At 70.9% G+C, this 21,150-nt stretch carries 20 protein-coding genes and 2 tRNA genes; 10 read left to right on the top strand and 12 right to left on the bottom strand.

Annotated features, from left to right (window positions below; genetic code table 11):
- Nucleotides 1-20: 20 nt before the first annotated feature.
- The 4 genes from DWB77_RS13335 to DWB77_RS13350 all read left to right on the top strand — a co-directional run bounded on the left by DWB77_RS13335 (nt 21) and on the right by DWB77_RS13350 (nt 3,525).
- The gene (locus DWB77_RS13335; protein WP_120721483.1) at nt 21-722 is read left to right on the top strand and encodes a M50 family metallopeptidase; all 702 of its coding nucleotides are present in this window, start codon (nt 21-23) and stop codon (nt 720-722) included.
- A 26-nt stretch (nt 723-748) separates the two neighbouring features.
- Nucleotides 749-2,074, top strand: a complete 1,326-nt coding sequence (aroA, locus tag DWB77_RS13340) for a 3-phosphoshikimate 1-carboxyvinyltransferase (RefSeq protein ID WP_120721484.1) — start codon at nt 749-751, stop codon at nt 2,072-2,074.
- Nucleotides 2,075-2,089: 15 nt separating this feature from the next.
- Nucleotides 2,090-3,103 (top strand): ribosome small subunit-dependent GTPase A, encoded by a 1,014-nt coding sequence (gene rsgA, locus DWB77_RS13345; RefSeq protein ID WP_120721485.1) that lies wholly within the window; start codon nt 2,090-2,092, stop codon nt 3,101-3,103.
- A gap of 98 nt (nt 3,104-3,201) precedes the next feature.
- Nucleotides 3,202-3,525: a DMT family transporter gene (locus DWB77_RS13350; protein WP_120727730.1), complete on the top strand. Its 324-nt coding sequence runs from the start codon at nt 3,202-3,204 to the stop codon at nt 3,523-3,525.
- A 29-nt stretch (nt 3,526-3,554) separates the two neighbouring features.
- Here DWB77_RS13350 and DWB77_RS13355 read toward each other — a convergent pair whose 3' ends face one another.
- Entirely contained in the window at nt 3,555-4,187 is a 633-nt protein-coding gene (locus DWB77_RS13355) for a TetR/AcrR family transcriptional regulator (RefSeq protein ID WP_120721486.1), read from the bottom strand.
- A 156-nt stretch (nt 4,188-4,343) separates the two neighbouring features.
- On the opposite strand from DWB77_RS13355, the gene hisN reads away from it, so the two are divergent.
- Both hisN and DWB77_RS13365 read left to right on the top strand, forming a co-directional pair.
- The gene (gene hisN, locus DWB77_RS13360) at nt 4,344-5,150 is read left to right on the top strand and encodes a histidinol-phosphatase (RefSeq protein ID WP_120727732.1); all 807 of its coding nucleotides are present in this window, start codon (nt 4,344-4,346) and stop codon (nt 5,148-5,150) included.
- A 379-nt stretch (nt 5,151-5,529) separates the two neighbouring features.
- Nucleotides 5,530-5,928 carry a CBS domain-containing protein gene (locus DWB77_RS13365; protein ID WP_120727734.1) on the top strand — a complete coding sequence of 133 codons (399 nt, stop codon included), beginning with the start codon at nt 5,530-5,532 and terminating at the stop codon, nt 5,926-5,928.
- 80 nt (nt 5,929-6,008) lie between these two features.
- Here DWB77_RS13365 and DWB77_RS13370 read toward each other — a convergent pair whose 3' ends face one another.
- On the bottom strand, nt 6,009-7,460 hold the full coding sequence (locus DWB77_RS13370; RefSeq protein WP_174248545.1) for a catalase: 1,452 nt from the start codon (nt 7,458-7,460) through the stop codon (nt 6,009-6,011).
- Nucleotides 7,461-7,602: 142 nt separating this feature from the next.
- Here DWB77_RS13370 and DWB77_RS13375 point away from each other — a divergent pair, with 142 nt between their 5' ends.
- Nucleotides 7,603-8,019, top strand: coding sequence for a Fur family transcriptional regulator (locus tag DWB77_RS13375; protein WP_053729883.1), 417 nt, complete (start codon nt 7,603-7,605; stop codon nt 8,017-8,019).
- A 132-nt stretch (nt 8,020-8,151) separates the two neighbouring features.
- On the opposite strand, the gene DWB77_RS13380 is transcribed toward DWB77_RS13375, so the two are convergent.
- The 4 genes from DWB77_RS13380 to DWB77_RS13400 form a co-directional block, all read right to left on the bottom strand.
- Nucleotides 8,152-8,225: transfer RNA gene (locus DWB77_RS13380), tRNA-Met, on the bottom strand.
- 216 nt (nt 8,226-8,441) lie between these two features.
- On the bottom strand, nt 8,442-10,274 hold the full coding sequence (locus tag DWB77_RS13390; RefSeq protein ID WP_120721488.1) for a tetratricopeptide repeat protein: 1,833 nt from the start codon (nt 10,272-10,274) through the stop codon (nt 8,442-8,444).
- A gap of 236 nt (nt 10,275-10,510) precedes the next feature.
- Nucleotides 10,511-10,584: transfer RNA gene (locus tag DWB77_RS13395), tRNA-Met, on the bottom strand.
- Nucleotides 10,585-10,671: 87 nt separating this feature from the next.
- Complete coding sequence (locus DWB77_RS13400) at nt 10,672-13,557, bottom strand: UPF0182 family protein (RefSeq protein ID WP_120721489.1); 2,886 nt, start codon at nt 13,555-13,557, stop codon at nt 10,672-10,674.
- A 135-nt stretch (nt 13,558-13,692) separates the two neighbouring features.
- Here DWB77_RS13400 and DWB77_RS13405 point away from each other — a divergent pair, with 135 nt between their 5' ends.
- Entirely contained in the window at nt 13,693-14,238 is a 546-nt protein-coding gene (locus DWB77_RS13405) for a PPA1309 family protein (RefSeq protein WP_120721490.1), read from the top strand.
- Between the two features lie 25 nt (nt 14,239-14,263).
- Here DWB77_RS13405 and DWB77_RS13410 read toward each other — a convergent pair whose 3' ends face one another.
- The 4 genes from DWB77_RS13410 to DWB77_RS13420 all read right to left on the bottom strand — a co-directional run bounded on the left by DWB77_RS13410 (nt 14,264) and on the right by DWB77_RS13420 (nt 17,426).
- Nucleotides 14,264-15,352, bottom strand: a complete 1,089-nt coding sequence (locus DWB77_RS13410; protein ID WP_120721491.1) for a YlbL family protein — start codon at nt 15,350-15,352, stop codon at nt 14,264-14,266.
- 110 nt (nt 15,353-15,462) lie between these two features.
- Nucleotides 15,463-15,633, bottom strand: a complete 171-nt coding sequence (locus DWB77_RS37780; protein WP_162952525.1) for a hypothetical protein — start codon at nt 15,631-15,633, stop codon at nt 15,463-15,465.
- A 142-nt stretch (nt 15,634-15,775) separates the two neighbouring features.
- Nucleotides 15,776-16,240: a molybdenum cofactor biosynthesis protein MoaE gene (locus DWB77_RS13415; protein ID WP_216826848.1), complete on the bottom strand. Its 465-nt coding sequence runs from the start codon at nt 16,238-16,240 to the stop codon at nt 15,776-15,778.
- 79 nt (nt 16,241-16,319) lie between these two features.
- Nucleotides 16,320-17,426, bottom strand: coding sequence for an SDR family oxidoreductase (locus DWB77_RS13420; RefSeq protein ID WP_120721492.1), 1,107 nt, complete (start codon nt 17,424-17,426; stop codon nt 16,320-16,322).
- A 189-nt stretch (nt 17,427-17,615) separates the two neighbouring features.
- Here DWB77_RS13420 and DWB77_RS13425 point away from each other — a divergent pair, with 189 nt between their 5' ends.
- Nucleotides 17,616-19,076, top strand: a complete 1,461-nt coding sequence (locus DWB77_RS13425) for a zinc-dependent metalloprotease (protein WP_120721493.1) — start codon at nt 17,616-17,618, stop codon at nt 19,074-19,076.
- Entirely contained in the window at nt 19,073-19,594 is a 522-nt protein-coding gene (locus tag DWB77_RS13430; protein WP_120721494.1) for an NUDIX hydrolase, read from the top strand. The genes DWB77_RS13425 and DWB77_RS13430 overlap by 4 nt, the downstream gene beginning before the upstream one ends.
- Nucleotides 19,595-19,696: 102 nt before the next feature.
- Here DWB77_RS13430 and DWB77_RS13435 read toward each other — a convergent pair whose 3' ends face one another.
- Complete coding sequence (locus tag DWB77_RS13435; protein ID WP_120721495.1) at nt 19,697-20,452, bottom strand: AIM24 family protein; 756 nt, start codon at nt 20,450-20,452, stop codon at nt 19,697-19,699.
- Between the two features lie 14 nt (nt 20,453-20,466).
- Nucleotides 20,467-21,147, bottom strand: a complete 681-nt coding sequence (locus tag DWB77_RS13440) for an AIM24 family protein (RefSeq protein ID WP_120721496.1) — start codon at nt 21,145-21,147, stop codon at nt 20,467-20,469.
- Between the last annotated feature and the right edge of the window lie 3 nt (nt 21,148-21,150).

Below are 21,150 nucleotides of genomic sequence, written 5' to 3' on the forward strand. Positions count from 1 at the left end.
CGTGAGGAGCCGTCCCAGAAATGACCGCGCTGCAAGACTTCGAGCTGTTCGGCACCCAGAGCCCGCCGGCCTCCTGGCTGGTCGTGGCCACCGGCGTGGTCGCGCTCGTCTCCGTCGTCCCGCACGGCCTGTGGCGCCTGTCCCGCAACGCCGTCACCATCGCCCACGAGGGCGGCCACGGCCTGGTCGCGCTGCTCACCGGGCGCCGCCTCGACGGCATCCGGCTGCACTCCGACACCAGCGGCCTCACCGTGAGCCGGGGCAAGCCGTACGGCCTCGGGATGATTCTGACCGCGGCGGCCGGATACACCGCGCCCCCGCTGCTCGGCCTCGGCGGCGCCGCGCTGCTCGCCGCGCACCACATCACCCTGCTGCTGTGGCTGGCCACCGCCCTGCTGCTCGCCATGCTGGTGATGATCCGCAACGCGTACGGCGTGCTGACCGTGGTGATCACCGGCGCCGCGTTCCTGCTGGTGTCCTGGCTGACCGGCCCCGATGTGCAGTCCGCGTTCGCGTACACGGCCGTGTGGTTCCTGCTGCTCGGCGGGGTGCGCCCGGCCTTCGAGCTCCAGCGCAAGCGCCGGCGGCACAACGACGGCGACTCCGACGCGGACCAGCTGGCACGGCTCACCCACGTACCACCGGCGCTCTGGCTCTTCCTCTTCCACGCCGTTTCGGTCTGCTCGCTGATCGGCGGCGGACGCTGGCTGCTCGGCCTCTAGGCGGTGGCCCCACTAAAGTGAGGACCATGACCGAAACACCCGTGCACCCCGCCCTCTGGCCCGCCCCCCTAGCGAGCGGAGCCGTCGACGCGACGATCACCGTGCCCGGATCGAAATCGGTCACCAATCGCGGACTCGTCCTGGCGGCGCTCGCCGCCGAGCCCGGCTGGCTGCGCCGCCCCCTGCGCTCGCGCGACACCCTGCTGATGGCGGAGGCGCTGCGCGCCCTGGGCGTCGGCATCGAGGAGACCGTGGGCCCCGACGGTACGGGCGAGGCCTGGCGGGTGATCCCGGCCGGCCTGCACGGCCCGGCCACCGTCGACGTCGGCAACGCCGGTACGGTCATGCGCTTCCTGCCGCCGGTGGCGACCCTCGCCGACGGCCCCATCCGCTTCGATGGTGACCCCCGTTCCTACGAGCGCCCGCTGGGCGGCGTCATCGACGGACTGCGCGCGCTCGGTGCCCGCGTCGACGACGACAACCGCGGCGCGCTCCCGATGACCGTGCACGGCGCGGGCGCCCTCGAAGGCGGCCGGGTGGAGATCGACGCCTCCTCCAGCTCCCAGTTCGTCTCGGCCCTGCTCCTGTCCGCGCCCCGCTTCAACCAGGGCGTCGAGGTGCGGCACGTGGGCGCCAAGCTGCCCTCGCTTCCGCACATCCGGATGACCGTGGACATGCTGCGCTGCGTCGGCGCCCAGGTGGACGAGCCGGAGACGGGCGGCGAGCCGAACGTGTGGCGGGTCTCGCACTCGGCGCTGCTCGGCCGCGATCTGACGGTCGAGCCCGACCTTTCCAACGCCCAGCCGTTCCTGGCCGCGGCCCTCATCACGGGCGGCACGGTCGTCATCCCCGACTGGCCGTCCCGCACCACCCAGCCCGGCGACCAACTGCGCCGGATCTTCACCGAGATGGGCGGCACCTGCCAACTGACCGACCGCGGCCTGGTGTTCAAGGGTTCCGGCCGCATCCACGGCATCGACGTGGACCTGAGCGAGGTCGGCGAACTGACCCCCGGCATCGCGGCCGTCGCGGCCCTCGCCGACTCCCCCTCCACGCTGCGCGGCGTCGCACACCTGCGCCTGCACGAGACGGACCGGCTCGCCGCCCTCACCAAGGAGATCAACGAGCTGGGCGGCGATGTGACGGAGACCGAGGACGGCCTGCACATCCGGCCGCGCCCGCTGCACGGCGGTGTCTTCCACACCTACGACGACCACCGGATGGCGACGGCCGGCGCGATCATCGGCCTCGCCGTCGAGGGCGTCCAGGTGGAGAACGTGGCGACGACGGCCAAGACGCTGCCCGACTTCCCCGAGATGTGGGACGCCATGCTGACGGGGTCCGGAAGCTGAGCGGGGCCTAGGACCATGCGCCGCTACGGCAAGAACCCGGACGAGGACGACATCCGCGTCCGCCCCAACCCCAAGGGCAACCGCCCCCGCACCACGATCCGCCCCAAGCACGAGGACGCCGCCGAGGGCATGGTCCTCACGGTCGACCGCGGCCGGCTGACCTGTCTGGTCGGCGACCGCACCATCCACGCCATGAAGGCCCGCGAGCTGGGCCGCAAGGCCGCGGTGGTGGGCGACCGGGTGGACATCGTGGGCGATCTGTCCGGCAAGAAGGACACGCTCGCGCGGATCGTACGGATCGGCAAGCGCAGCTCGGTCCTGCGGCGCACGGCCGACGACGACGACCCCTACGAGCGCGTGGTGGTCGCCAACGCCGACCAGCTCGCCATCGTCACCGCGCTCGCCGATCCCGAGCCGCGCCCCCGCCTCATCGACCGCTGTCTGGTGGCGGCGTACGACGGCGGCCTGGAGCCGCTGCTCGTCCTGACCAAGTCGGACCTGGCGTCGGCCGACCAACTCCTGGAGCTGTACGGCGCGTTGGGCGTCCCGTACGTCGTCACCTCGCGCGAGGAGCTGTACGAGGGCGACGCGGCAGACCGGGTGCGGGAGCAGCTGCACGGCCGGGTCACCGCGTTCGTGGGCCACTCCGGCGTCGGCAAGACGACCCTGGTCAACGCGCTGGTCCCGGAGGCCAGACGGCGCATCACCGGGCATGTCAACGCGGTCACCGGGCGCGGCCGTCACACGACCACCTCCGCGCTCGCGCTGCCTCTGGACAGCGCGGACGGCGGCTGGGTCGTCGACACCCCGGGCGTACGGTCCTTCGGGCTGCACCACGTCGACCCTTCACGGGTGATCCTGGCCTTCCCCGATCTCGTACCGGGCACCGAGAACTGTCCGCGCGCGTGCAGCCACGACGAGGCCGAGTGCGCGCTCGACCAGTGGGTGGCGGACGGCCACGCCGACCCGGCCCGGCTCTATTCGCTGCGCCGACTCCTCGCGACCAGGGAGCGACGCGAGGGCGACTGACCCGTTTCCCGGGGCGTGCGCGGACCCCGCGTTGCATAATCGCACCAAGTGTTGACCATGCAGTCAGTGACGACGAGGCGTTGTGGGAGGCCCTGGACATGGCGTGGCTGCTGGTCGTGGTGGCGGGAATCCTGGAGACGGGCTTCGCCGTCTGTCTGAAGCTGTCGCACGGTTTCACCCGGCTGTGGCCGACGATCGCCTTCGCCACGTTCGCCCTCGGCTCGTTCGGCCTGCTGACGCTGTCCCTGCGGAAGCTGGACGTGGGCCCGGCGTACGCGGTGTGGACGGGCATCGGGGCCGCCGGTACCGCCATCTACGGCATGGTCTTCCTCGGCGACGTGGTCTCCACGCTCAAGCTGGTGTCGATCTCCCTGGTCATCGTCGGCGTGATCGGCCTCCAGATCTCGGGTTCGGCCCACTGACCCGCGCCCCGGCGCCAGTTGACGGTGCGTCAGGCGCGGGGCGGCTGTTCCGGGGCCCGCATCGGGAGCCGGGTGAGCACCGCGCGCAGATACCCGGCCTGGCCCTCGCCCCGGCCCGGGGGCGCGACGAGACAGGACAGGCCGAGCCGCACCGCCGTCTCGCAGTACCGGCCGAGGTGCACCGGATCGGCGCCGGGCACCTGCGCCTGTAGGGCCGCGAGCGCCCGGTCCCTGACGGTGGCCACGAGTTCGGCGGGGCCCGGCACCCCGGCGTCGGCCCGGCGCTGGGCGGGCACCGTCGGGGCCCGGGGGGCGCGCGGAGGGGACGGCGCCGGAAGGCGTTCGCTCCAGCAGCCGGTGAGCAGCGCGCGCACCAGGACACTGGAGCGGGCCGAGCCGAGCGTCCACTCCGCGACGTGGACCATGCGGTCGGCGGGCCCGGCGTGCTCGGCGAGCGCTTGGTCGACGCCCCGCAGATAAACATCGGCCTCCCGGCGTACGAGAGCCCGGGCGAGGCCGTCCTTGCTGCCGAACTCGTTGTAGAGGGTCTGTCGCGAGACCCCCGCCGCGGCCGCCACGTCCACCATCCGCACGCCCGACCAGGGCAGTTCCGCGAGCGCCGAGAGAGCCGCGTCCAGTAGGGATTCCCGCGCCATGGGCATGGCCGCCTCCAGAGCCCCCGAGGCCTGGCGAGCGGCTCCTGGTTCAGGGTTGACGCGGCCGCGGGGAGTGTCAAGGGGCGCCGGGGGCGGGCGCGGGGGCGTCCCGGAGTGCGGGCGCCGTGGCTCGTGCGGCGGGCGATCGCTACGGTGGTGACCATGCCCGACTATCACGATGATCTGCGTCTCGCCCACGTCCTCGCGGACGCCGCGGACGCGGCCACCATGGACCGGTTCAAGGCCCTCGACCTGAAGGTCGAGACCAAGCCGGACATGACGCCGGTGAGCGAGGCCGACAAGGCGGCCGAGGAGGTCATCCGGGGGCATCTGCATCGGGCACGGCCGCGCGACGCGATCCTCGGCGAGGAGTACGGCCTGGAGGGCACGGGCCCCCGGCGCTGGGTGGTCGACCCGATCGACGGCACCAAGAACTACGTCCGGGGCGTGCCGGTGTGGGCGACGCTGATCTCGCTCATGGAGGCGGGCGAGAACGGGTTCCAGCCGGTGGTGGGCGTGGTCTCGGCGCCGGCTCTCAACCGGCGCTGGTGGGCGGCGAAGGGGCATGGCGCGTTCACCGGCCGCAGCCTCACCTCGGCGACCCGCCTGCACGTCTCCAGCGTCTCGGAGCTGGCCGACGCCTCGTTCTCGTACTCCTCGCTGAGCGGCTGGGAGGAGCGGGGCAAGCTCGACGACTTCCTGGATCTGACGCGGGAGTGCTGGCGGACCCGCGCCTACGGCGACTTCTGGCCGTACATGATGGTCGCCGAGGGCTCGGTGGACTTCTGCGCGGAGCCGGAGCTGTCCATGTGGGACATGGCGGCGAACGTGATCGTGGTGCAGGAGGCCGGGGGCGTCTTCACCGGACTCGACGGCAGGACGGGCCCGCACAGCGGCAACGCGGCGGCCTCCAACGGCCTGCTCCACGAGGAGCTGCTCGGCTACCTCGGAGACACTCCGCAGCCCTAGCCACTGCGCACCCCTGGACACTCCGCAGCCCCGGCCACTCCGCACCCTGGACACTCGCAGCCCCAGCCACTCCGCACCCTCGACACTCGCAGCCCCAGCCACTCCGCACCCCCTGGCGGCGGCTCGGCGCGTGGGGCCCTTGGTCGGCGAGGCCGCCCGGGGCCGTCACGGCCGGGCCGCGCACATGTCATCACTGGGGCGCCCGAGGGGCGTGTGCCAAGGTTTTGCGCGCCCCTCAACCGGCCTCTACCCACCCCTTGTTGACGGGCGGTCGGGATGCGACTCTAGGAGTCCCCCCACTTGTGAACTTGTGAATCCCTTCCGGAGCGGGCTTTTTACGCCCTGCCGGAAGCGGAACCACCAGGAGGTGGCCCTCTTCATGCTCGTCCGTGACGCCATGAGCACGATGGTCCTCACCATCGGACCCGACCACACCCTCCGCCAGGCGGCCCGGCTGATGTCCGCACGACGGATCGGCGCGGCCGTGGTCCTCGACCCCGACACCAGCGGCCTCGGCATCCTCACCGAGCGCGACATCCTCAACGCCGTCGGCCGGGGCCTCGACCCCGACCGCGAGACGGCGAGCAAACACACCACCACCGACGTCGTGTTCGCGGCGCCGTCCTGGACCCTGGTCGAGGCCGCCGAGGCCATGACGCACGGCGGGTTCCGGCATCTGATCGTCCTCGACGACCACGGTCCGGTCGGTATCGTCTCGGTCCGCGACATCATCCGCTGCTGGTCCCCGGCGCGCGCCGAGGCCGCCCTGACCGGCTGAACGGGCGCACACCGAACGACGGAAGGCCGGACCTCCCGAAGGGAAGTCCGGCCTTCCGTCGCTCGACAGGCGGGCCCGTATCAGCCGCGAAGGGCCTGGACCGCGGCTTCGAGCCGCTTGCCGAAGTCGTCATCCGCCTGGCGGAAGTTGTTGATCGCCCGGTCCGCGATGTCCTCGCGGGACACCTTGGCGATGAAGCCCGCCAGGTTGTCGATCAGACGGCTCTTCTCGTCCTCCGAGTACAGCCGGTAGAGGTTTCCGGCCTGCACGAAGTCGTTGTCCTCGGCGTGCACGGGCGCCGTCGTGCTGCCCGTGACCCCGGTGACGGAAGTGCCCTGCCACAGCGGGCGGTCGGTCTGAGAGGGACCGCCGAAGCTGTTGGGCTCGTAGTTCTTCGCGCCCTTGTGCCGGCCGTCGTACAGGTAGCCGTCACGGGAGTTGGTGCGCGCCTCGGTGGCGTGCGGGCGGTTGACCGGCAGGTGGTCGGCGTTGATGCCGACGCGGTAGCGGTGCGCGTCGCCGTACGCGAAGAGGCGGCCCTGGAGCATCTTGTCCGGGGAGGGACCGATGCCGGGGACGAAGTGGGCGGGGCTGAAGATGGACTGCTCGACCTCCGCGAAGATGTTCTCCGGGTTGCGGTTGAGCTCCAGCTTGCCGATCTCGATCGGCGGGTAGTCCGCGTGCGGCCACACCTTGGTGAGGTCGAACGGGTTGAAGCGGTACGTCGCCGCGTCCGCCTCCGGCATGATCTGCACCTGCACGGTCCAGGACGGGAAGTCACCGCGCTCTATGGCCTCGCGCAGGTCGCGCTGGTGGCTGTCCGGGTCCTCACCGGCGAGCTTGTTGGCCTCGTCCTGGGTGAGGTTCTTGATCCCCTGGTCGGTCTTGAAGTGGTACTTGACCCAGAAGACCTCGCCGGCCTCGTTGTTCCACTGGTAGGTGTGCGAGCCGTAGCCGTTCATGTGGCGCAGGGTGGCCGGGATGCCGCGGTCACCGAAGAGCCAGGTCACCTGGTGGGTGCTCTCGGGGCTCAGACCCCAGAAGTCCCAGACGTTGTCGGCTTCCTGGCTGCCCGTGTACGGGTCGCGCTTCTGGGTGTGGATGAAGTCGGGGAACTTGATGGCGTCCTTGATGAAGAAGACGGGCGTGTTGTTGCCGACCAGGTCGTAGTTCCCCTCCTCCGTGTAGAACTTCAGCGCGAAGCCGCGGGGGTCGCGCACGGCGTCGGCGGAGCCGAGGTTGCCGGCCACCGTGGAGAAGCGCAGGAAGGTCTCGGTCTCCTTGCCGACCTCGGAGAGGAACGCGGCACGCGTCCACTGCGAGACGTCACGGGTGAGCGTGAAGGTGCCGTACGCACCGGCGCCGCGGGCGTGCACGATGCGCTCCGGGATGCGCTCGCGGTTGAAGTGGGCGAGCTTCTCCAGGAGCGATTGGTCCTGGATGAGAACCGGGCCGCCGGCGCCCGCGGTCGCGCTGTTCTGGTTGTCGGCGACCGGCGCGCCGGCCTCCGTCGTAAGCGGTCCCTGTGTCACGTGCGCCTCCAGCGTCATTCCTGCGAGTCCTGTCCCTCGGCCCAACTGGGTTCGATCCTACAATGGACATTGTCTAAGTCAAAGGGTAGTCCAATCCCACACCGATTCGGGACTGGCCCCGTCCCCTGTTAGGCTGGTGTGCATGAGCGACCTGTTGGAACGACTGCGCGGCCGCGGCTGGCGCATGACCGCACAGCGGCGCGTCGTGGCCGAGGTCCTCGACGGCGACCACGTCCACCTCACGGCGGACGAGGTCCACGCCCGTGCGGTGGAACGGCTGCCCGAGATCTCCCGGGCCACGGTGTACAACACCCTGGGCGAGCTGGTGACCCTCGGCGAGATCCTGGAAGTCTCCACGGACCGCCGCGCCAAGCGCTACGACCCGAACGCGCACCGGCCCCACCAGCACCTGGTCTGCGCCCAGTGCGGTGCGATCCGCGATGTCCACCCGCAGGGCAACCCGCTGGCCGACCTCCCCGACACCGAGCGCTTCGGCTTCACGATCGCCGCCGTCGAGGTCACCTATCGGGGCACCTGCCCCAACTGCGCGGCGGCCTGACCGTCCGGCGCCCCCATACGACGTAAGCCCTCCGGCCGATGGCCGGAGGGCTTTCTCTTCATGCTGGTGCGCCGCCACACGAAAACGGCTGAGGCCCGAATCCCCCAAAGGATTCGGGCCTCAGCCTGCAAGTAGCGGGGACAGGATTTGAACCTGCGACCTCTGGGTTATGAGCCCAGCGAGCTACCGAGCTGCTCCACCCCGCGTCGGTGAACACAACCCTACGGGACGGGGTGGACCAGCGCAAATCTGTTCCCCGAAGGGCCCGGAGCACCCGGAGCCCCCGGAGAAGCCGAAGACCCGGGGTAGCCATAGGAGCCCGGGAAACCGGAGGAGCCGAAGACCCCGGAGACCCCGAAGGGCGCGGGGAAGCCGAAGCATCCGCACCCACAAGGGCCCCGGGGCCCTCACAGGCACCAGGCCTACGCCGTGAGCTCCTGGTGGAGCGCCTCGCGCAGCCGGGCCGCCCGCTCCGCGACCTCGGCGGGGCCCAGCTCGACCGCCCTGGCGCACCAGCGCTGTCCCTCGCTCAGCTCGCCGTGCCGGGCCGCGAGCAGCGCCAGGCGTAGCGCGGCCCGGCCGTGCCCGGCGTGCGCGGCCCGGCTCCACCACAGCGCGGCCTCGCGCTCACGGCCCTCCCGGGCCAGCAGCAGGCCGAGGTTGAACGCGCCGTTGCGGCTGCCCGCCTCGGCGGCCTCGCCGTACCAGCGCGCGGCCGCCTCCAGGTCGCCCCTGGCCGCGGCCAGCATGCCGACCCGCACCTGGGCCCGGCGGTGGCCCTGCTGCGCGGCCCGCTCGTACCACTCCTCGCACTCGGTCTTCTCGCCCATCGGCTCGCCGAGCGCGGGCGGGCCCGGCGGGGGCTGGCGCGCGTCGAGGACGGTGGCGAGACGGAAGGCGGCCTCCGCGCTGCCGCCGCCCGCCGCGCACCGCAGGTGGCGCTCGGCGGCCTGCTCCTCACCGTCCCGCAGCAGCGCGATGCCGACCTGGAGGGCGGCATCGGTGTGCCCGGCGGCCGCGGCCCGCTCGTACCACTTCAGGGCGGTGCGGTCGTCGTCCCGGCCCGCGTACAGGATGCCCAGGTTGAAGGCGGCGTCCACGCTGCCGGCCTCGGCGGCCTTGGAGAACCATGGCTCCGCGCCCGTCGGGTCGCCGGCCTGGAGCAGCAGGATGGCGAGCGCGTTGGCGGCCTCGCGGTGCCCGGAGTAGGCGGCCCTGCGATACCACTGCTCGGCCTGCGCGGTGCGGTTCTGCGCGGCACAGAGCAGCCCCAGGTTGTACGCCCCGTTCACGTCCCCTGCGGTCATCGCGGCCCGGTACCAGCGCTCGGCGGTCTGCTGTTCGCCGCGTGCCGCGTGCAGCGCGCCCAGCGCGTTGGCGGCGTTGCCGTCGCCGTCCTGGGCGGCCCGCAGCCACCACACGGCGGCGCTCTCCTCGTCGCCGGCGTCGCGCAGCAGGAAGCCGAGCGCGCAGGCGGCCTTGGCCTCGCCGTCCTTGGCGGAGGTCAGATACCAGCGGCCCGCTTCCTTGAGCTCGCCCCTCTTCTCCAGGATCGCCCCCAGGTGCAGGGCGGCCCTGCGGTGGCCCCGGGCGGCGGCCTGCCGGTACCAGGGCTCGGCCTCGTCGGTGGCCCCCTCGGCCTCGGGGGTCTCCGCGACAGCGATGTCACCCGGGCCGTCGCCGGCCGTCTCGTCGTCGGTGCGCCCGTCGAGGAGGCGGGCGAGCCGGTACGCGGCCTCGCGGTGGCCCTGCTCGGCGGCGGCCCGCAGCCAGCGCTCGGCGCCGACGTCGCTGCGGTGCTCCAGGAGGTCGGCGAGGGCGTAGGCGCCGAGCGCGTGGCCCTGCTCGGCGGACTGGCGCAGCCAGTACTCGGCGGCGGGCTCGTCGCCGCGCTCACGGTAGTGACGGCCCAGGGCGTGCGCCGCGGCGGCGGATCCCGCGACGGCGGCGATGCGCCACCAGCCGGCCGCCTCGTCCGCGTAACCGCGCTGGTGGAGCAGGACGCCGAGGTTGTTGGCGGCGGCCCGGTCGCCCTCGGCGGTGGCGCCGCGCAGATAGGGCTCGGCGCCGTCGAGGTCGCCACGGCGCAGCAGCAGCGCGCCGAGCACGCTCATCGACTCGGCGTCTCCACGGTCGGCGGCGTGCCGGTGCCGCGCCTCGGTCTCGGCGTCGGCGGTGTCGGCGTCCTCATCGGAGCGTGTCTGCACAAACCGCCCTGTCTCCAACAGAGTTGCCCTGTCCCCCATAAATACCATCGTCGCACCACCCGCAACCCGCGTACACCTGGTATACCGCAGCCAGTGAGGTCACTTCAGCGTTTTGTCGACATGCCCACAGGGAGACACGCCAAACCCTTTTGGGCTCAACTCCCGTGTGTAAGAGCGGTTTTCGGATGGAAGGGTTCCAGCCATCGCTGGTCGGAGGTGGCCCCGACCGGCGCGAACGCGACGAGGGCCCGGATCCTTAAAGGATCCGGGCCCTCGTAGTTGAGTAGCGGGGACAGGATTTGAACCTGCGACCTCTGGGTTATGAGCCCAGCGAGCTACCGAGCTGCTCCACCCCGCGTCGGTAAACACAACGCTACCACGGCGCGGGGTGGCCCCCGGACCGGAGCCGGCCCGGTCCTCCCAGGTCAGCTCCGGTCCACCGGGGTCAGCTCTTCGGCTTGGCCGCCTTGGCCTGCGCGTCGGCCGCCCGCTGGAGGGCCTGTTGCAGCGCCGTCTGGGCCTCGCCGTAGGTCTTCCAGTCGCCCTTGGCGAGCGCCTTCTGGCCGTCGTCGTACGCCTTCTGGGCGTCCTTGATGGCCTGGTCCACCGTGGCGTTGCCGGAGTCCGGCGGGGTGGTGGTGGGAGGCGTGGTCGGCGGGTTCGTCGTGGGCGGTGGTGTGGTCCCGCCCGATTCGAACGCGGCGCTCAGCGCGTCGGCCAGGTTGTCCCGGAAGACGGTCTTGTCTCCGTAGGAGACGCCGACCTTCTTCAGGAGCGGATAGTTGGCGCTGCCACCGCGGGCGTACACCGGCTCGATGTAGAGGAAGCCCCCGCCGAGCGGCACGGTCAGCAGGTTCCCGTAGTCGATCTCAGAGTCGGTGCCTCTCAAGTTCCTGACGAACTCGGCGACTTCGGGCAGCCCGTTCAGCTTGCTCTGCACCTGCTGGGGGCCCTGCACGTTGTCGGTGACCCTGAGCAGTCTGATCTTGCCGTAGTCCTTGCTCGCGGCATCGGCGTCGATCGCCATGAACCCGCCCAGGTTGGGCCGGCCGTTGGGCGTGAACGTCGTCGTGAGCGAGAACTTCTTCCCCTCCGACTCGGCCCCCGGCATCTTCATGGACAGGTAGTACGGCGGAACCGCGCTGTTGTCCTTGTTGGTCGGGTCGTCCGGAACCTGCCAGGCGTCACTGCCGCTGTAGAACTGCGCGGGGTTGGTGACGTGGTAGCGGGTCAGCAGCTCGCGCTGGACCTTGAACATGTCCTGGGGGTAGCGCAGGTGCGCAAGGAGCTCCGCGGGAATCGCGGTCTTGGCCTTCACGGTGCCGGGGAACGCCTTCATCCAGGTCTTGAGGACCGGGTCCTTGTCGTCCCACTGGTACAGCGTGACCGTGCCGTCGTACGCGTCGACGGTCGCCTTCACCGAGTTGCGGATGTAGTTGACCTGGTTCTGCTGGGCGACCACCGCGCGCTGGTTGTCGGTCAGCGAGTCCGTGGTGGTCTCGCCGAGCGTGGTGCGCGAGGCGTAGGGGTAGCCGTTGGTCGTCGTGTACGCGTCGACCACCCACTGGATGCGCTTGCCGACCACCGCCGGATAGGCGTCGCCGTCAATGGTCAGCCAGGGGGCGACGGCCTCCACGCGCTCCTTCGGGGTGCGGTTGTAGAGGATCTTCGATCCCTTGCCGATGGCCCCTGAGTACAGGATCTGCGGCTCGTTGAAGGTGACCGCGTACGCGGCCCGGCTGAAGGGGTTGGAGAGGCTCACGCCGCCCTGGCCCGCGAAGTTCGTGGTGACCTGGCCCTTGCCCTCGCTCTCGTAGTCGAGCTCCTTCTGGGGCCCGCCGACGATCGAGTACTGGTCGGTCTTCTCGCCGTAGTAGACGCGCTGCTGGTAGTCCGAGGGGAGCTGGCCGCTGGTGGGCAGCCCCGACTCGGTGAAGTCCGGCGCGCCGTTGACGTCCACGCTCGTGCCCTTGGCCGCGATCGCGCCGTAGCCATGGGTGTAGGTGAAGTGGTCGTTGATCCAGTTGCGCTTGTCGATGCCCTTGAGGTCGAGCTCACGCAGACCGATGACGGTGTCCTGCTCCTTGCCGTCCTTGTCGTTGTAGCGGTCCACGTCCAGGGTCGAGGGGAACTGGTAGTACTTGCGCTCCTGCTGGAGCTGCTGGAAGGCGGGCGAGACGACGTTGGGGTCGATCAGCCGGTAGCTGGCCGCCGCGTCGGCGTCCGAGCGCAGCTTCGCGTTGTCCTTGGCGTCCGTCGTGCCCTTGTAGGGCGTCACATCCGCGCTGTCGATGCCGTACGCCTTGCGGGTGGCATCGATGTTCTTCTGGATGTACGGCGCTTCCTTGGCCTGCTCGTTGGGCTGGACCTGGAACTTCTGCACGATCGCCGGGTAGAGCCCGCCGATCAGGATCGCCGAGAGCACCATCAGACCGAAGCCGATGACCGGCAGCTGCCAGGTGCGGCGCCACAGGGTCGCGAAGAACAGCACGGCACAGATGACCGCGATGCAGAACAGGATGGTCTTCGCCGGGAGGTAGGCGTTGGCGTCGACGTAACGCAGGCCCGTCCAGTTGTTGGTCGCCTTGAAGTCACTGGACTTGACCGCGAGGCCGTACCGGTCCAGCCAGTACGCCACGGCCTTGAGGAGCACGAAGACACCGAGCAGCACCGAGAGGTGGCCGGTTGCGGCCCCCGTGGCGCGCGCGCCGGGGCTGGTGATGCGCAGGCCGCCGTACAGGTAGTGCGTGAGGGCGGCGGCGATGAGCGACAGGACGGCCGCCGCGAAGCCGAAGCCGAGCAGGAAGCGGTACCAGGGCAGGTCGAAGGCGTAGAACGACACGTCCAGCTTGAACTGGGGGTCCTTCTGGCCGAACGGCACCCCGTTGACCCACATCAGCCAGGTGCGCCACTGCCCGGAGGCGGACGCGCCGGCGATCAGACCGATCAGCGCGGTGACCCCGAGCAGCATCCACTTCTTGTACGGGGCGATGCCCATCCGGTAGCGGTCGAGGCTCTGCTGTTCCAGGGACATCGCGCTGAGCGGCGGCCGCAGCCGGTGTGCCAGCCAGATGTTCAGGCCGACGGCCAGGGCCATCAGGAGTCCGAAGACGCAGAAGAGTCCGATCTTGGTCCACAGCTGGGTGGTGAAGACCGACGAGTAATGGACCGAGCGGTACCAGAGCCAGTCCGTCCAGAACCCCGCGAACATGACGAAGACCATGGCAAGCACGGCCAGGATGCCCAGTGTCATGAGCAGGGTCCGGACCCGGCGGGACGGCCGGCCGACTCTGATCCGTGGCCCGGACGGGCCTGAGCCGCGGTCCGGCATCTGGAAAGCCAACGTGCGCACCTCGAAGTTCGCTGTCGTATGGGCGGGCCCCGCGATCGTAGAGCCCACTCATGCAACTTACTGAGGCTTTACTCAGTTCCCGATCGGGGGGTGAAAGAGGGCAGGATGTTGTCCATGTCCAACGTTTCCCCCTCAGGCCCCCCGATGGCAGCGAGCCCCCTCACCCGAGCGGTGCTCGAAATCGACGAGTACGCGTCCGGCTTCGGCTGGGACAAGCCGGCCCGCCTCTTCGCCCTCGTCGACACCGCGAAGCTCCGCGCCAAGGCGCCGGGCGTGGTCTCGGCAGCCGATGACGCGGCGGTCTCCGGGCTGACCCCGATCGACCAGGAGGAGATCCCGCGGAACAAGCCGCTGGACAAGTTCCTCGGCACCATCGAGTGGCCCGACTCGGTGGCCGGCTGCGCGCTCACGGTGGAGCGCCTGATGCTGCCGCCGTCCGCCGAGGCCTCCGTGCCCGAAGGGCTCGGCGACAAGGAGCTCGCCAAGTGGGTGGCCTCCCACCCCGACCGCCAGGAGGTGCGCCTCACGGTCGCGGTGCTGCGCGGCGGCGCCCGCGAGTCCGCCATCCGGCTGCGCGAGAAGGACTCGGCCACCGAGGTCCTGACCGGCCCCGACCTGGTGCCGGGCCTCGCCGAGGCACTGGCGGCGACCTTCGCCTAGGCCGTGAACGGGGGCGCGCCGGGCGCTACTTGGCCGAGCAGCTCGGCAGCCCGGCCGTGTTCCCCGCGCGGAGCTTGTCCAGCGACTGCCGGGCGTCGTGGATGGTGTCGACCTTCACCAGGGTGAGCCCCGCGGGGATGTCGGCCGCGGCCGCCGCGCAGTTGTCCTTGGGCGTCAGGAAGTAGCGGGCGCCCGCCTGTCGCGCGCCGATCAGCTTCATCTCGATGCCGCCGATCGGGCCGACCTTGCCGTTGTCGTCGATCGTGCCGGTGCCGGCGATGAACTTGCCTCCGGTCAGATCCTCGGGCGTCAGCTTGTCGACGATGCCGAGCGAGAACATCAGGCCCGCGCTGGGGCCGCCGACGTCGGCGAGCTTGATGTCGACGGTGAACGGGAAGGCGTGGTCGGTCCCGGCCTGGATGCCGACGATGGCCCGGTCGCTGTCCGGCGCCTTCTCCGTGGTGATGGTCACCTTCTGGCCGCCCTCGGGCGCCTTGCCGGTCTTCTTGGCGTCGCCGGCCTCCTTGGCGGGGACGATCGTGAAGACCACGTTCTGGCCGGGCTTGTGCTTGGTGACGAGCGTCGCGACGTCGGCGGGCTTGGTGACCGCGGTGCCGTCGACGGCCTTGATCGCGTCCCCGGCGTGGAGCTTGCCCTCGGCAGGGCTGCCCTTGACGACCGAGGAGACGATGACCCAGCTCTTCACCGGGATGTTCAGCTCGTTCAGGGCCGCCACCTTGGCGCTCTCCTGCGACTGGCTGAACTCCTCGGCGTTCTCCTGGTTGGACTGCTCGTCGGTCTTGCCGTCCGGGTAGAGCGTGTCGTGCGGGACGACCACGCTGTCGTGCGCCAGCCAGCCGTAGACGGCCTCGACGAGGTTCATCCGGTAGTCGGCCCCGGTGACCCGCACCGTCGTCATGTTGAGGTGCCCGGTCGTCGGGTACGTCTTGTGTCCGGCGATCTGGAGCACCGGCTCGCCGCCGGAGTCGCCGAGCGTGTTCACGGTGGGCCCGGGAGACATCTCGGCGTACGGCACTTTGATGAGCACCCCGGCGCAGAGCAGCGCGATCAGGACGAGGGTGGAGGCGAGCATCGTCGCGGTGCGGCGTGGCATGGCACGACAGTACGGGACCGTTGCGCACGCCCACCCGTGGGGCCGGTCCGTACGGGCGCAGTTGGCGACCGCGTACGGCAAAGGGCCTGGCGTGCCGAAGGGGGGAGGTCCTACAGGACGTCGGCTTCGGAGTGGGTCTTCTCCATCGCTTCTCGGAACCGGCTGTATCCGGCGAGTTCAGCCACGTCGCCGGTGGTGCGATCACGGGCGGTCCAGCTCGCCCATATCGCCGCGCCGACGCAAGCGAAAAGCGGAATCAGCAGCCAGATGAGTACAGCCATTCCGACCTCCCGTCCCCAATGAGCGACCGCAACTGACAGATCAGCAGATTAGCCATCCGCCGGTTCAACGCTCACGCCAGGGGTGCGGTTACGCAAATCGGGGCGCATGGCGCCCACCGGGGTTTCGCCGGGACGACCCCGCTCAGCAGGCCCCCACCCACTCCTCCGTGCCGTCGGAGAACTTCTGGTGCTTCCAGATCGGGACCTCGTGCTTCAGGTCGTCGATCAGCTTGCGGCAGGCCTCGAAGGCCTCCGCGCGGTGCGGGCAGGAGACCGCGACGACGACCGCGATATCCCCCACGGCCAGATCGCCCACACGGTGGACGGCGGCCAGCGCGCGGACCGGATAGTCGGCGACGACCTTCTCGGCCACGCGGCGCAGCTGCTCCTCGGCGCTCGGATGGCAGGAGTACCCCAGCGTGTCGACGTCCGAGCCGGCGTCGTGGTTGCGCACCGTGCCGACGAAGAGCGTGGTGCCCCCCGCCGCGAAGTCGCCCGAGGCCGCGAAGACCTCGTCGAGCGAGAGCGGGGTGTCACGGATCGCGAGGAGGCGGATCGGTTCGTGCGCCGCCTGCTCGCCGGGGTGGTCGGGGTAGGTGCGTGCCATGGTTCCCATCGTGCCGTACGGGACCGACATCCCGGAATAGCTCTTTCGACCGGGCGCCGCGCCGCTCCGTAGGAGGGTCCTACAGCCCCCGGCGTTTGCGGGCCCTGCGCACCACGGCGGCGGCGCCGAGCAGGGCGACGGTGGCGCCGGCGGCCCCGGCGGCGGTGGCGTCCTTGCGGCCGAGCCTGCGGCCCGCGACGGTGTGCCGGCCCGCGACCTCTTCGAGGAGCTCGGCCAGCACCTCCTCGTTGGTCCACCGCGGCCGCCAGCCGGCGTCGTGCAGCCGCCCGACGCTGACCACCCACGGGTGCATCGTGTACGCCAGGTCGCCGGCGGGCGAGGGGGTCAGCCCGATCCGGTGCAGCCGGGCCGCCGCGCCCAGGGCGACCGCCGAGGGCAGCTCCATGCGGCGGATGCCGCTGAGCTCCTCGACCTCCTCCTGTTCGAGCCAGCCGTCGCAGCCGACCGCGAACTCCCCCTCGACCTTCTCAAGAGCCGCGTACTCCAGGGCGCTGCACAAGTCGTCGACGTGGCAGAACTGCCAGGTCGGACGGGATCCGGCGACGACCAGCAGGCGGGGCGACTCGAAGTACCGGGTGAGCGCGGTGTCGGTGCCGCCGACGAGGACGGCGGGCCGCACCACGGTCACGTTCAGGCCGGGGTGGGCGCGCGGGGCCCGCCGTCCCAGGCGCTCGATCTCCAGGAGGTCGCCGACGCCGGTCGCCTCGGCGGTGGCCCGCAGCTCGGCGTCCTCGGAGAGCGGGATGTCGTTGTCGGGCAGCGCCCCGTAGACCATGGCCGAGGTGCACAGGACCACCCGGTGGACGCCGGCGGCGGCCGCGGCGGTCAGCACGGTCTGGGTGCCGCGCACGTTGTAGGCGGTGCGGGCGGCCGTGTCCGTCTCCAGGTCGAGGTCGAGCGCCAGGTGCACGACGACGTCGACGCCGCGCAGCTTCTCGGCGATCGCCGGGTCGCGCACGTCCAGGATGTGCCAGGTCGCCTCGGAGACCTCGCCCCGCCGTTCGTCGAGGGCGACGACCTGCTTGACCTCGTCGGACGCGGCGAGCCGCGCGGTCAGCAGGGCGCCGATCCCGGACGCGGCGCCGGTAACGGCGACGACGGGACCGCGCGATGTTGAGGTGGAGAGGTTTCGCGCTGCGCGAACCTGCGGATCTGGGGAACTCACCGGGCGTCTCCAGCGGTTGTCTTCAGTACGTACGTTAATGACGCGTACGTACCAGGTGGCGTCCATCCTGCCGCAGGCCGCGAGGCGGCGGAGCACCGAGCCCTTATCCGGCTCGGATGTCTACGCTGGTGGTGTTGTGGGGAAGCCGCCGTCGGCAGGAGCCGACGGCCTAACGAGCCGAGGAAACCCGTGAGTGACACCCCATTCGGATTTGGCCTTCCGCCGGAGGAGCCGGACAACGGCGACGGCAAGAAGAAGGACCCTGCCGGAGGTGGTCAGGGTGCAGGCGGGCAGGGCCCCAACCCCTTCGGCTTCCCGGGAGCGGGCGGCGGGGACAACCCGTTCGCCGCGATGTTCGGATCGATGAACCCGAACGATCTGGGCGCCGCCTTCCAGCAGCTCGGCCAGATGCTCAGCTATGAGGGCGGTCCCGTGAACTGGGACATGGCCAAGCAGATCGCCCGCCAGACGGTCGCCCAGGGCACCGCGGACGGCACCAAGGACGCGAGCGTCGGCCCCGCCGAGCGCGTCGCCGTCCAGGAGGCCGTGCGCCTGGCCGACCTGTGGCTGGACGACGCGACGTCGCTGCCCTCCGGCTCCACGACCGCCGTGGCGTGGAGCCGCGCGGAGTGGGTCGAGGCCACCCAGCCCGCCTGGAAGGAGCTGGTCGACCCGGTCGCCGAGCGCGTCGGCGCGGCCATGGGCGGCGTGCTGCCCGAGGAGATGCAGGCCATGGCGGGCCCGCTGATCGGCATGATGCGCTCCATGGGCGGCGCCATGTTCGGCCAGCAGATCGGGCAGGCCGTGGGCGTGCTCGCGGGCGAGGTGGTCGGCTCCAGCGACATCGGGTTGCCGCTGGGCCCGGCCGGAAAGGCCGCGCTGCTGCCGCTGAACATCGAGGCCTTCGGCAAGGACCTGGGCGTCCCCAAGGACGAGGTCCGTCTCTATCTGGCGCTGCGCGAGGCCGCTCACCAGCGTCTCTTCGCCCATGTGCCGTGGCTGCGCTCGCATCTGTTCGGCGCGGTCGAGGGATACGCCCGCGGGATCAAGGTCGACACCGCGAAGCTGGAGGACGCCGTCGGGCAGCTCGACGTCTCCAACCCGGAGCAGCTTCAGGAAGCGCTTCAGCAGGGCATGTTCCAGCCGGAGGACACCCCGGAGCAGAAGGCCGCCCTGGCCCGCCTGGAGACGGCTCTCGCGCTCGTCGAGGGCTGGGTGGACGCGGTGGTCCACGCCGCCGCCAAGCCGCGGCTCACCTCGGCGGACGCGCTGCGCGAGACGCTGCGCAGGCGCCGGGCGACCGGTGGCCCGGCGGAGCAGACCTTCGCGACGCTGATCGGTCTCGAGCTGCGGCCGCGCCGACTGCGGGACGCCTCGCGCCTTTGGGCCTCGCTCACCGACGCGCGGGGTGTGGACGGCCGGGACGACCTGTGGGAGCACCCGGACATGCTGCCGACCGCCTCCGACCTGGACGACCCCGACGGCTTCGTGCACCGCGAGCACCTGGACTTCTCGGAGCTCGACAAGATGCTGGGCGAGGCCGCCGAGCAGAACGGCCCCTCCCTGAAGAAGGACAAGGGCGAGCGGAAGGCGGACGGCGAGAGCGGCTCCGCCGACGAGAACGACGGCAAGGACGACTCCGACAAGTGAGCCTGCACGACGACGCGGTCCGCGTACTGACGACGTACGAGGGCCAGCCCGAGCTGCGCCGGACCTATCTGGACCACCTCGCGGCGCACCCCGACGGCATGTGGAAGGCCTGCGAGGCGGGCCATCTGACGGCGAGCGCCCTGGTCATCGACCCCGACCGGGGCCGGGTGCTGCTCACGCTGCACAGGAAGCTCAACATGTGGCTCCAGATGGGCGGCCACTGCGAGCCGGGTGACGCCACGGTGGCGGCCGCCGCGCTGCGCGAGGCCGAGGAGGAGTCCGGGGTGTCCGGTCTCACACTGCTGCCCGGCGGGCCCGTCCGTCTGGACCGGCATCCGATCCCGGCGCCCTGCCACTGGCACCTGGACGTCCAGTACGCGGCGCTCGCGCCGTCCGGCGCGGTCGAGGCGATCAGCGACGAGTCCCTGGATCTGCGCTGGTTCGCCTATGACGAGGTGGCCGAGGTGGCCGACACATCGGTGGTCCGGCTGCTCGAAGAGACCCGGGCGCGGCTGTAGCCGAGGGCGGGGCCGGGCCTCAACTGCCGTAGAAGTAAGGGGCGTTCGCCATGGCGAGCGCCCCTTACCCGTGTCCCTGAGGCCGGCCCACCGGGCGGTCGGCTAGCTCCAGGCGTTGCCCTGGTTCTGGGCGTGAGCGCCCTGCTGGCCCATGCCGTACTGGGCGCGCAGGCCCTGGCCGATCACCGCGTTCTGCGGCGGCAGCACCTCGCTGGGCTGGACGAGGGCGAAGCCCTGACCCAGGAAGCTCAGCTCCCAGCCCTCGCCGGTGTTGCCGCGGCGCCGCCACACACCGGTGGAGTGCGTCTGCGCCTGCATCTGGACGCGCAGCGAGGTCGACCAGGCGACGATCGCGTCCGCGTCGGCGTTGACGTACTTGTCGGGCGTGACCTGGAGCATCAGCGGCTGGCCCGAGGTCATCAGGACGACCTTGCCGGTGCCGGTGATGTTGAGCTGGTACTTGCCGGTGCCGGCCACCCCGTACTGGCTGTCCACGGCGATGACCTCGTAATGCAGCGAGGAGTCCATCGCGAGGACATAGCCGCTGTCGACGGTCAGCCCGTCCCGGTCGACGTCCACCACGTGGACGTGCTGGGCCAGATTGGCCAGATAGACCGTGCCCTGGCCCGACACGCGCATCAGGTCGAGCCCCTCGCCGGTGCGGGCCCGGGCGCTCTGCTGGCCGCGCGACTGGTACTCGCCGTCGAATTCCATCAGCCCCTGGTAGGCGACCATCGAGCCCTTGCGGGCCAACAGGTCGTCGTGGCCGGTGAGCACGGCCCGCAGCAACTGCGGGTTCTGCGCCGTGTACCGCTCCTGGGACTGCTGCTCGGTGTAGCTGAAAAGCGGGCTCTGCATGGTGTCTCTCCCCCTCAGCCCCGGGCCCGCAGGCGGTCCGTGCTGTCCTCACTCGGCTGTACGACGACGATGCCCTGGCCCGAGAAGGCCATCTGGTACGCCTCTCCGCTGCCCCGGCCGATCAGCGAGGACGCCTTGAAGCTGCGCTTGCCCTTCACCTTCAGGTTCGGGGACCAGGCGACCAGGGCGTCCGGGTCGACATACGTCTCGTCCTCGCCGCTGCCGCAGTCGACGACGACCGGCGTGCCGCGCGAGGTCAGGGCGACCCAGCCGGAGCCGGAGATCTTCACGTTGAACAGGCCCTGACCGGCGAACTTGGCGAGGCCCTTGACCCGTTCCACGCCCCACTGGAGGCTCGCGTCGAAGGCCAGCACATTGGTGCCGTTGACGGAGAGCGCGTCGTTGTCGAGGTGGACGATCACGACGTTGGCGCCGTAGTCGGCGAGGTAGAGCAGGCCGTCGCCGGTGCACTTCATGAGGGGCGTGCCCTCGCCGGTGATCCAGTCCCGGGCCATCTGGCGCACGGCGGGCGGGTTGGGCTCGTACTGGATGAAGCCTTCGTAGGCGACCATCGAGCCGACCCGCGCGAACAGGTCCTGGCCGGTGGCCATGGCCACCTTGAGCATGGCGCTGCCGTGGTTCTCCATACGGGCCGCGACGGGGGTGGGGGCATAGCCCGCGAGCTGCTGGTTCATTCT

Origin of the sequence: Streptomyces hundungensis, assembly GCF_003627815.1 — a bacterium.
GTDB lineage: Bacteria > Actinomycetota > Actinomycetes > Streptomycetales > Streptomycetaceae > Streptomyces > Streptomyces hundungensis_A.

What these genes read in the sequence shown, in the direction of transcription:
- DWB77_RS13335 (WP_120721483.1), top strand. Translation starts at nt 21, where the DNA reads ATGACCGCGCTGCAAGACTTCGAGCTGTTCGGCACCCAGAGCCCGCCG.
- aroA (WP_120721484.1), top strand. Translation starts at nt 749, where the DNA reads ATGACCGAAACACCCGTGCACCCCGCCCTCTGGCCCGCCCCCCTAGCG.
- rsgA (WP_120721485.1), top strand. Translation starts at nt 2,090, where the DNA reads ATGCGCCGCTACGGCAAGAACCCGGACGAGGACGACATCCGCGTCCGC.
- DWB77_RS13350 (WP_120727730.1), top strand. Translation starts at nt 3,202, where the DNA reads ATGGCGTGGCTGCTGGTCGTGGTGGCGGGAATCCTGGAGACGGGCTTC.
- DWB77_RS13355 (WP_120721486.1), bottom strand. Translation starts at nt 4,187, where the DNA reads ATGCCCATGGCGCGGGAATCCCTACTGGACGCGGCTCTCTCGGCGCTC.
- hisN (WP_120727732.1), top strand. Translation starts at nt 4,344, where the DNA reads ATGCCCGACTATCACGATGATCTGCGTCTCGCCCACGTCCTCGCGGAC.
- DWB77_RS13365 (WP_120727734.1), top strand. Translation starts at nt 5,530, where the DNA reads ATGCTCGTCCGTGACGCCATGAGCACGATGGTCCTCACCATCGGACCC.
- DWB77_RS13375 (WP_053729883.1), top strand. Translation starts at nt 7,603, where the DNA reads ATGAGCGACCTGTTGGAACGACTGCGCGGCCGCGGCTGGCGCATGACC.
- DWB77_RS13390 (WP_120721488.1), bottom strand. Translation starts at nt 10,274, where the DNA reads ATGGTATTTATGGGGGACAGGGCAACTCTGTTGGAGACAGGGCGGTTT.
- DWB77_RS13400 (WP_120721489.1), bottom strand. Translation starts at nt 13,557, where the DNA reads ATGCCGGACCGCGGCTCAGGCCCGTCCGGGCCACGGATCAGAGTCGGC.
- DWB77_RS13405 (WP_120721490.1), top strand. Translation starts at nt 13,693, where the DNA reads ATGTCCAACGTTTCCCCCTCAGGCCCCCCGATGGCAGCGAGCCCCCTC.
- DWB77_RS13410 (WP_120721491.1), bottom strand. Translation starts at nt 15,352, where the DNA reads ATGCCACGCCGCACCGCGACGATGCTCGCCTCCACCCTCGTCCTGATC.
- DWB77_RS37780 (WP_162952525.1), bottom strand. Translation starts at nt 15,633, where the DNA reads ATGGCTGTACTCATCTGGCTGCTGATTCCGCTTTTCGCTTGCGTCGGC.
- DWB77_RS13415 (WP_216826848.1), bottom strand. Translation starts at nt 16,240, where the DNA reads ATGGCACGCACCTACCCCGACCACCCCGGCGAGCAGGCGGCGCACGAA.
- DWB77_RS13435 (WP_120721495.1), bottom strand. Translation starts at nt 20,452, where the DNA reads ATGCAGAGCCCGCTTTTCAGCTACACCGAGCAGCAGTCCCAGGAGCGG.
- DWB77_RS13440 (WP_120721496.1), bottom strand. Translation starts at nt 21,147, where the DNA reads ATGAACCAGCAGCTCGCGGGCTATGCCCCCACCCCCGTCGCGGCCCGT.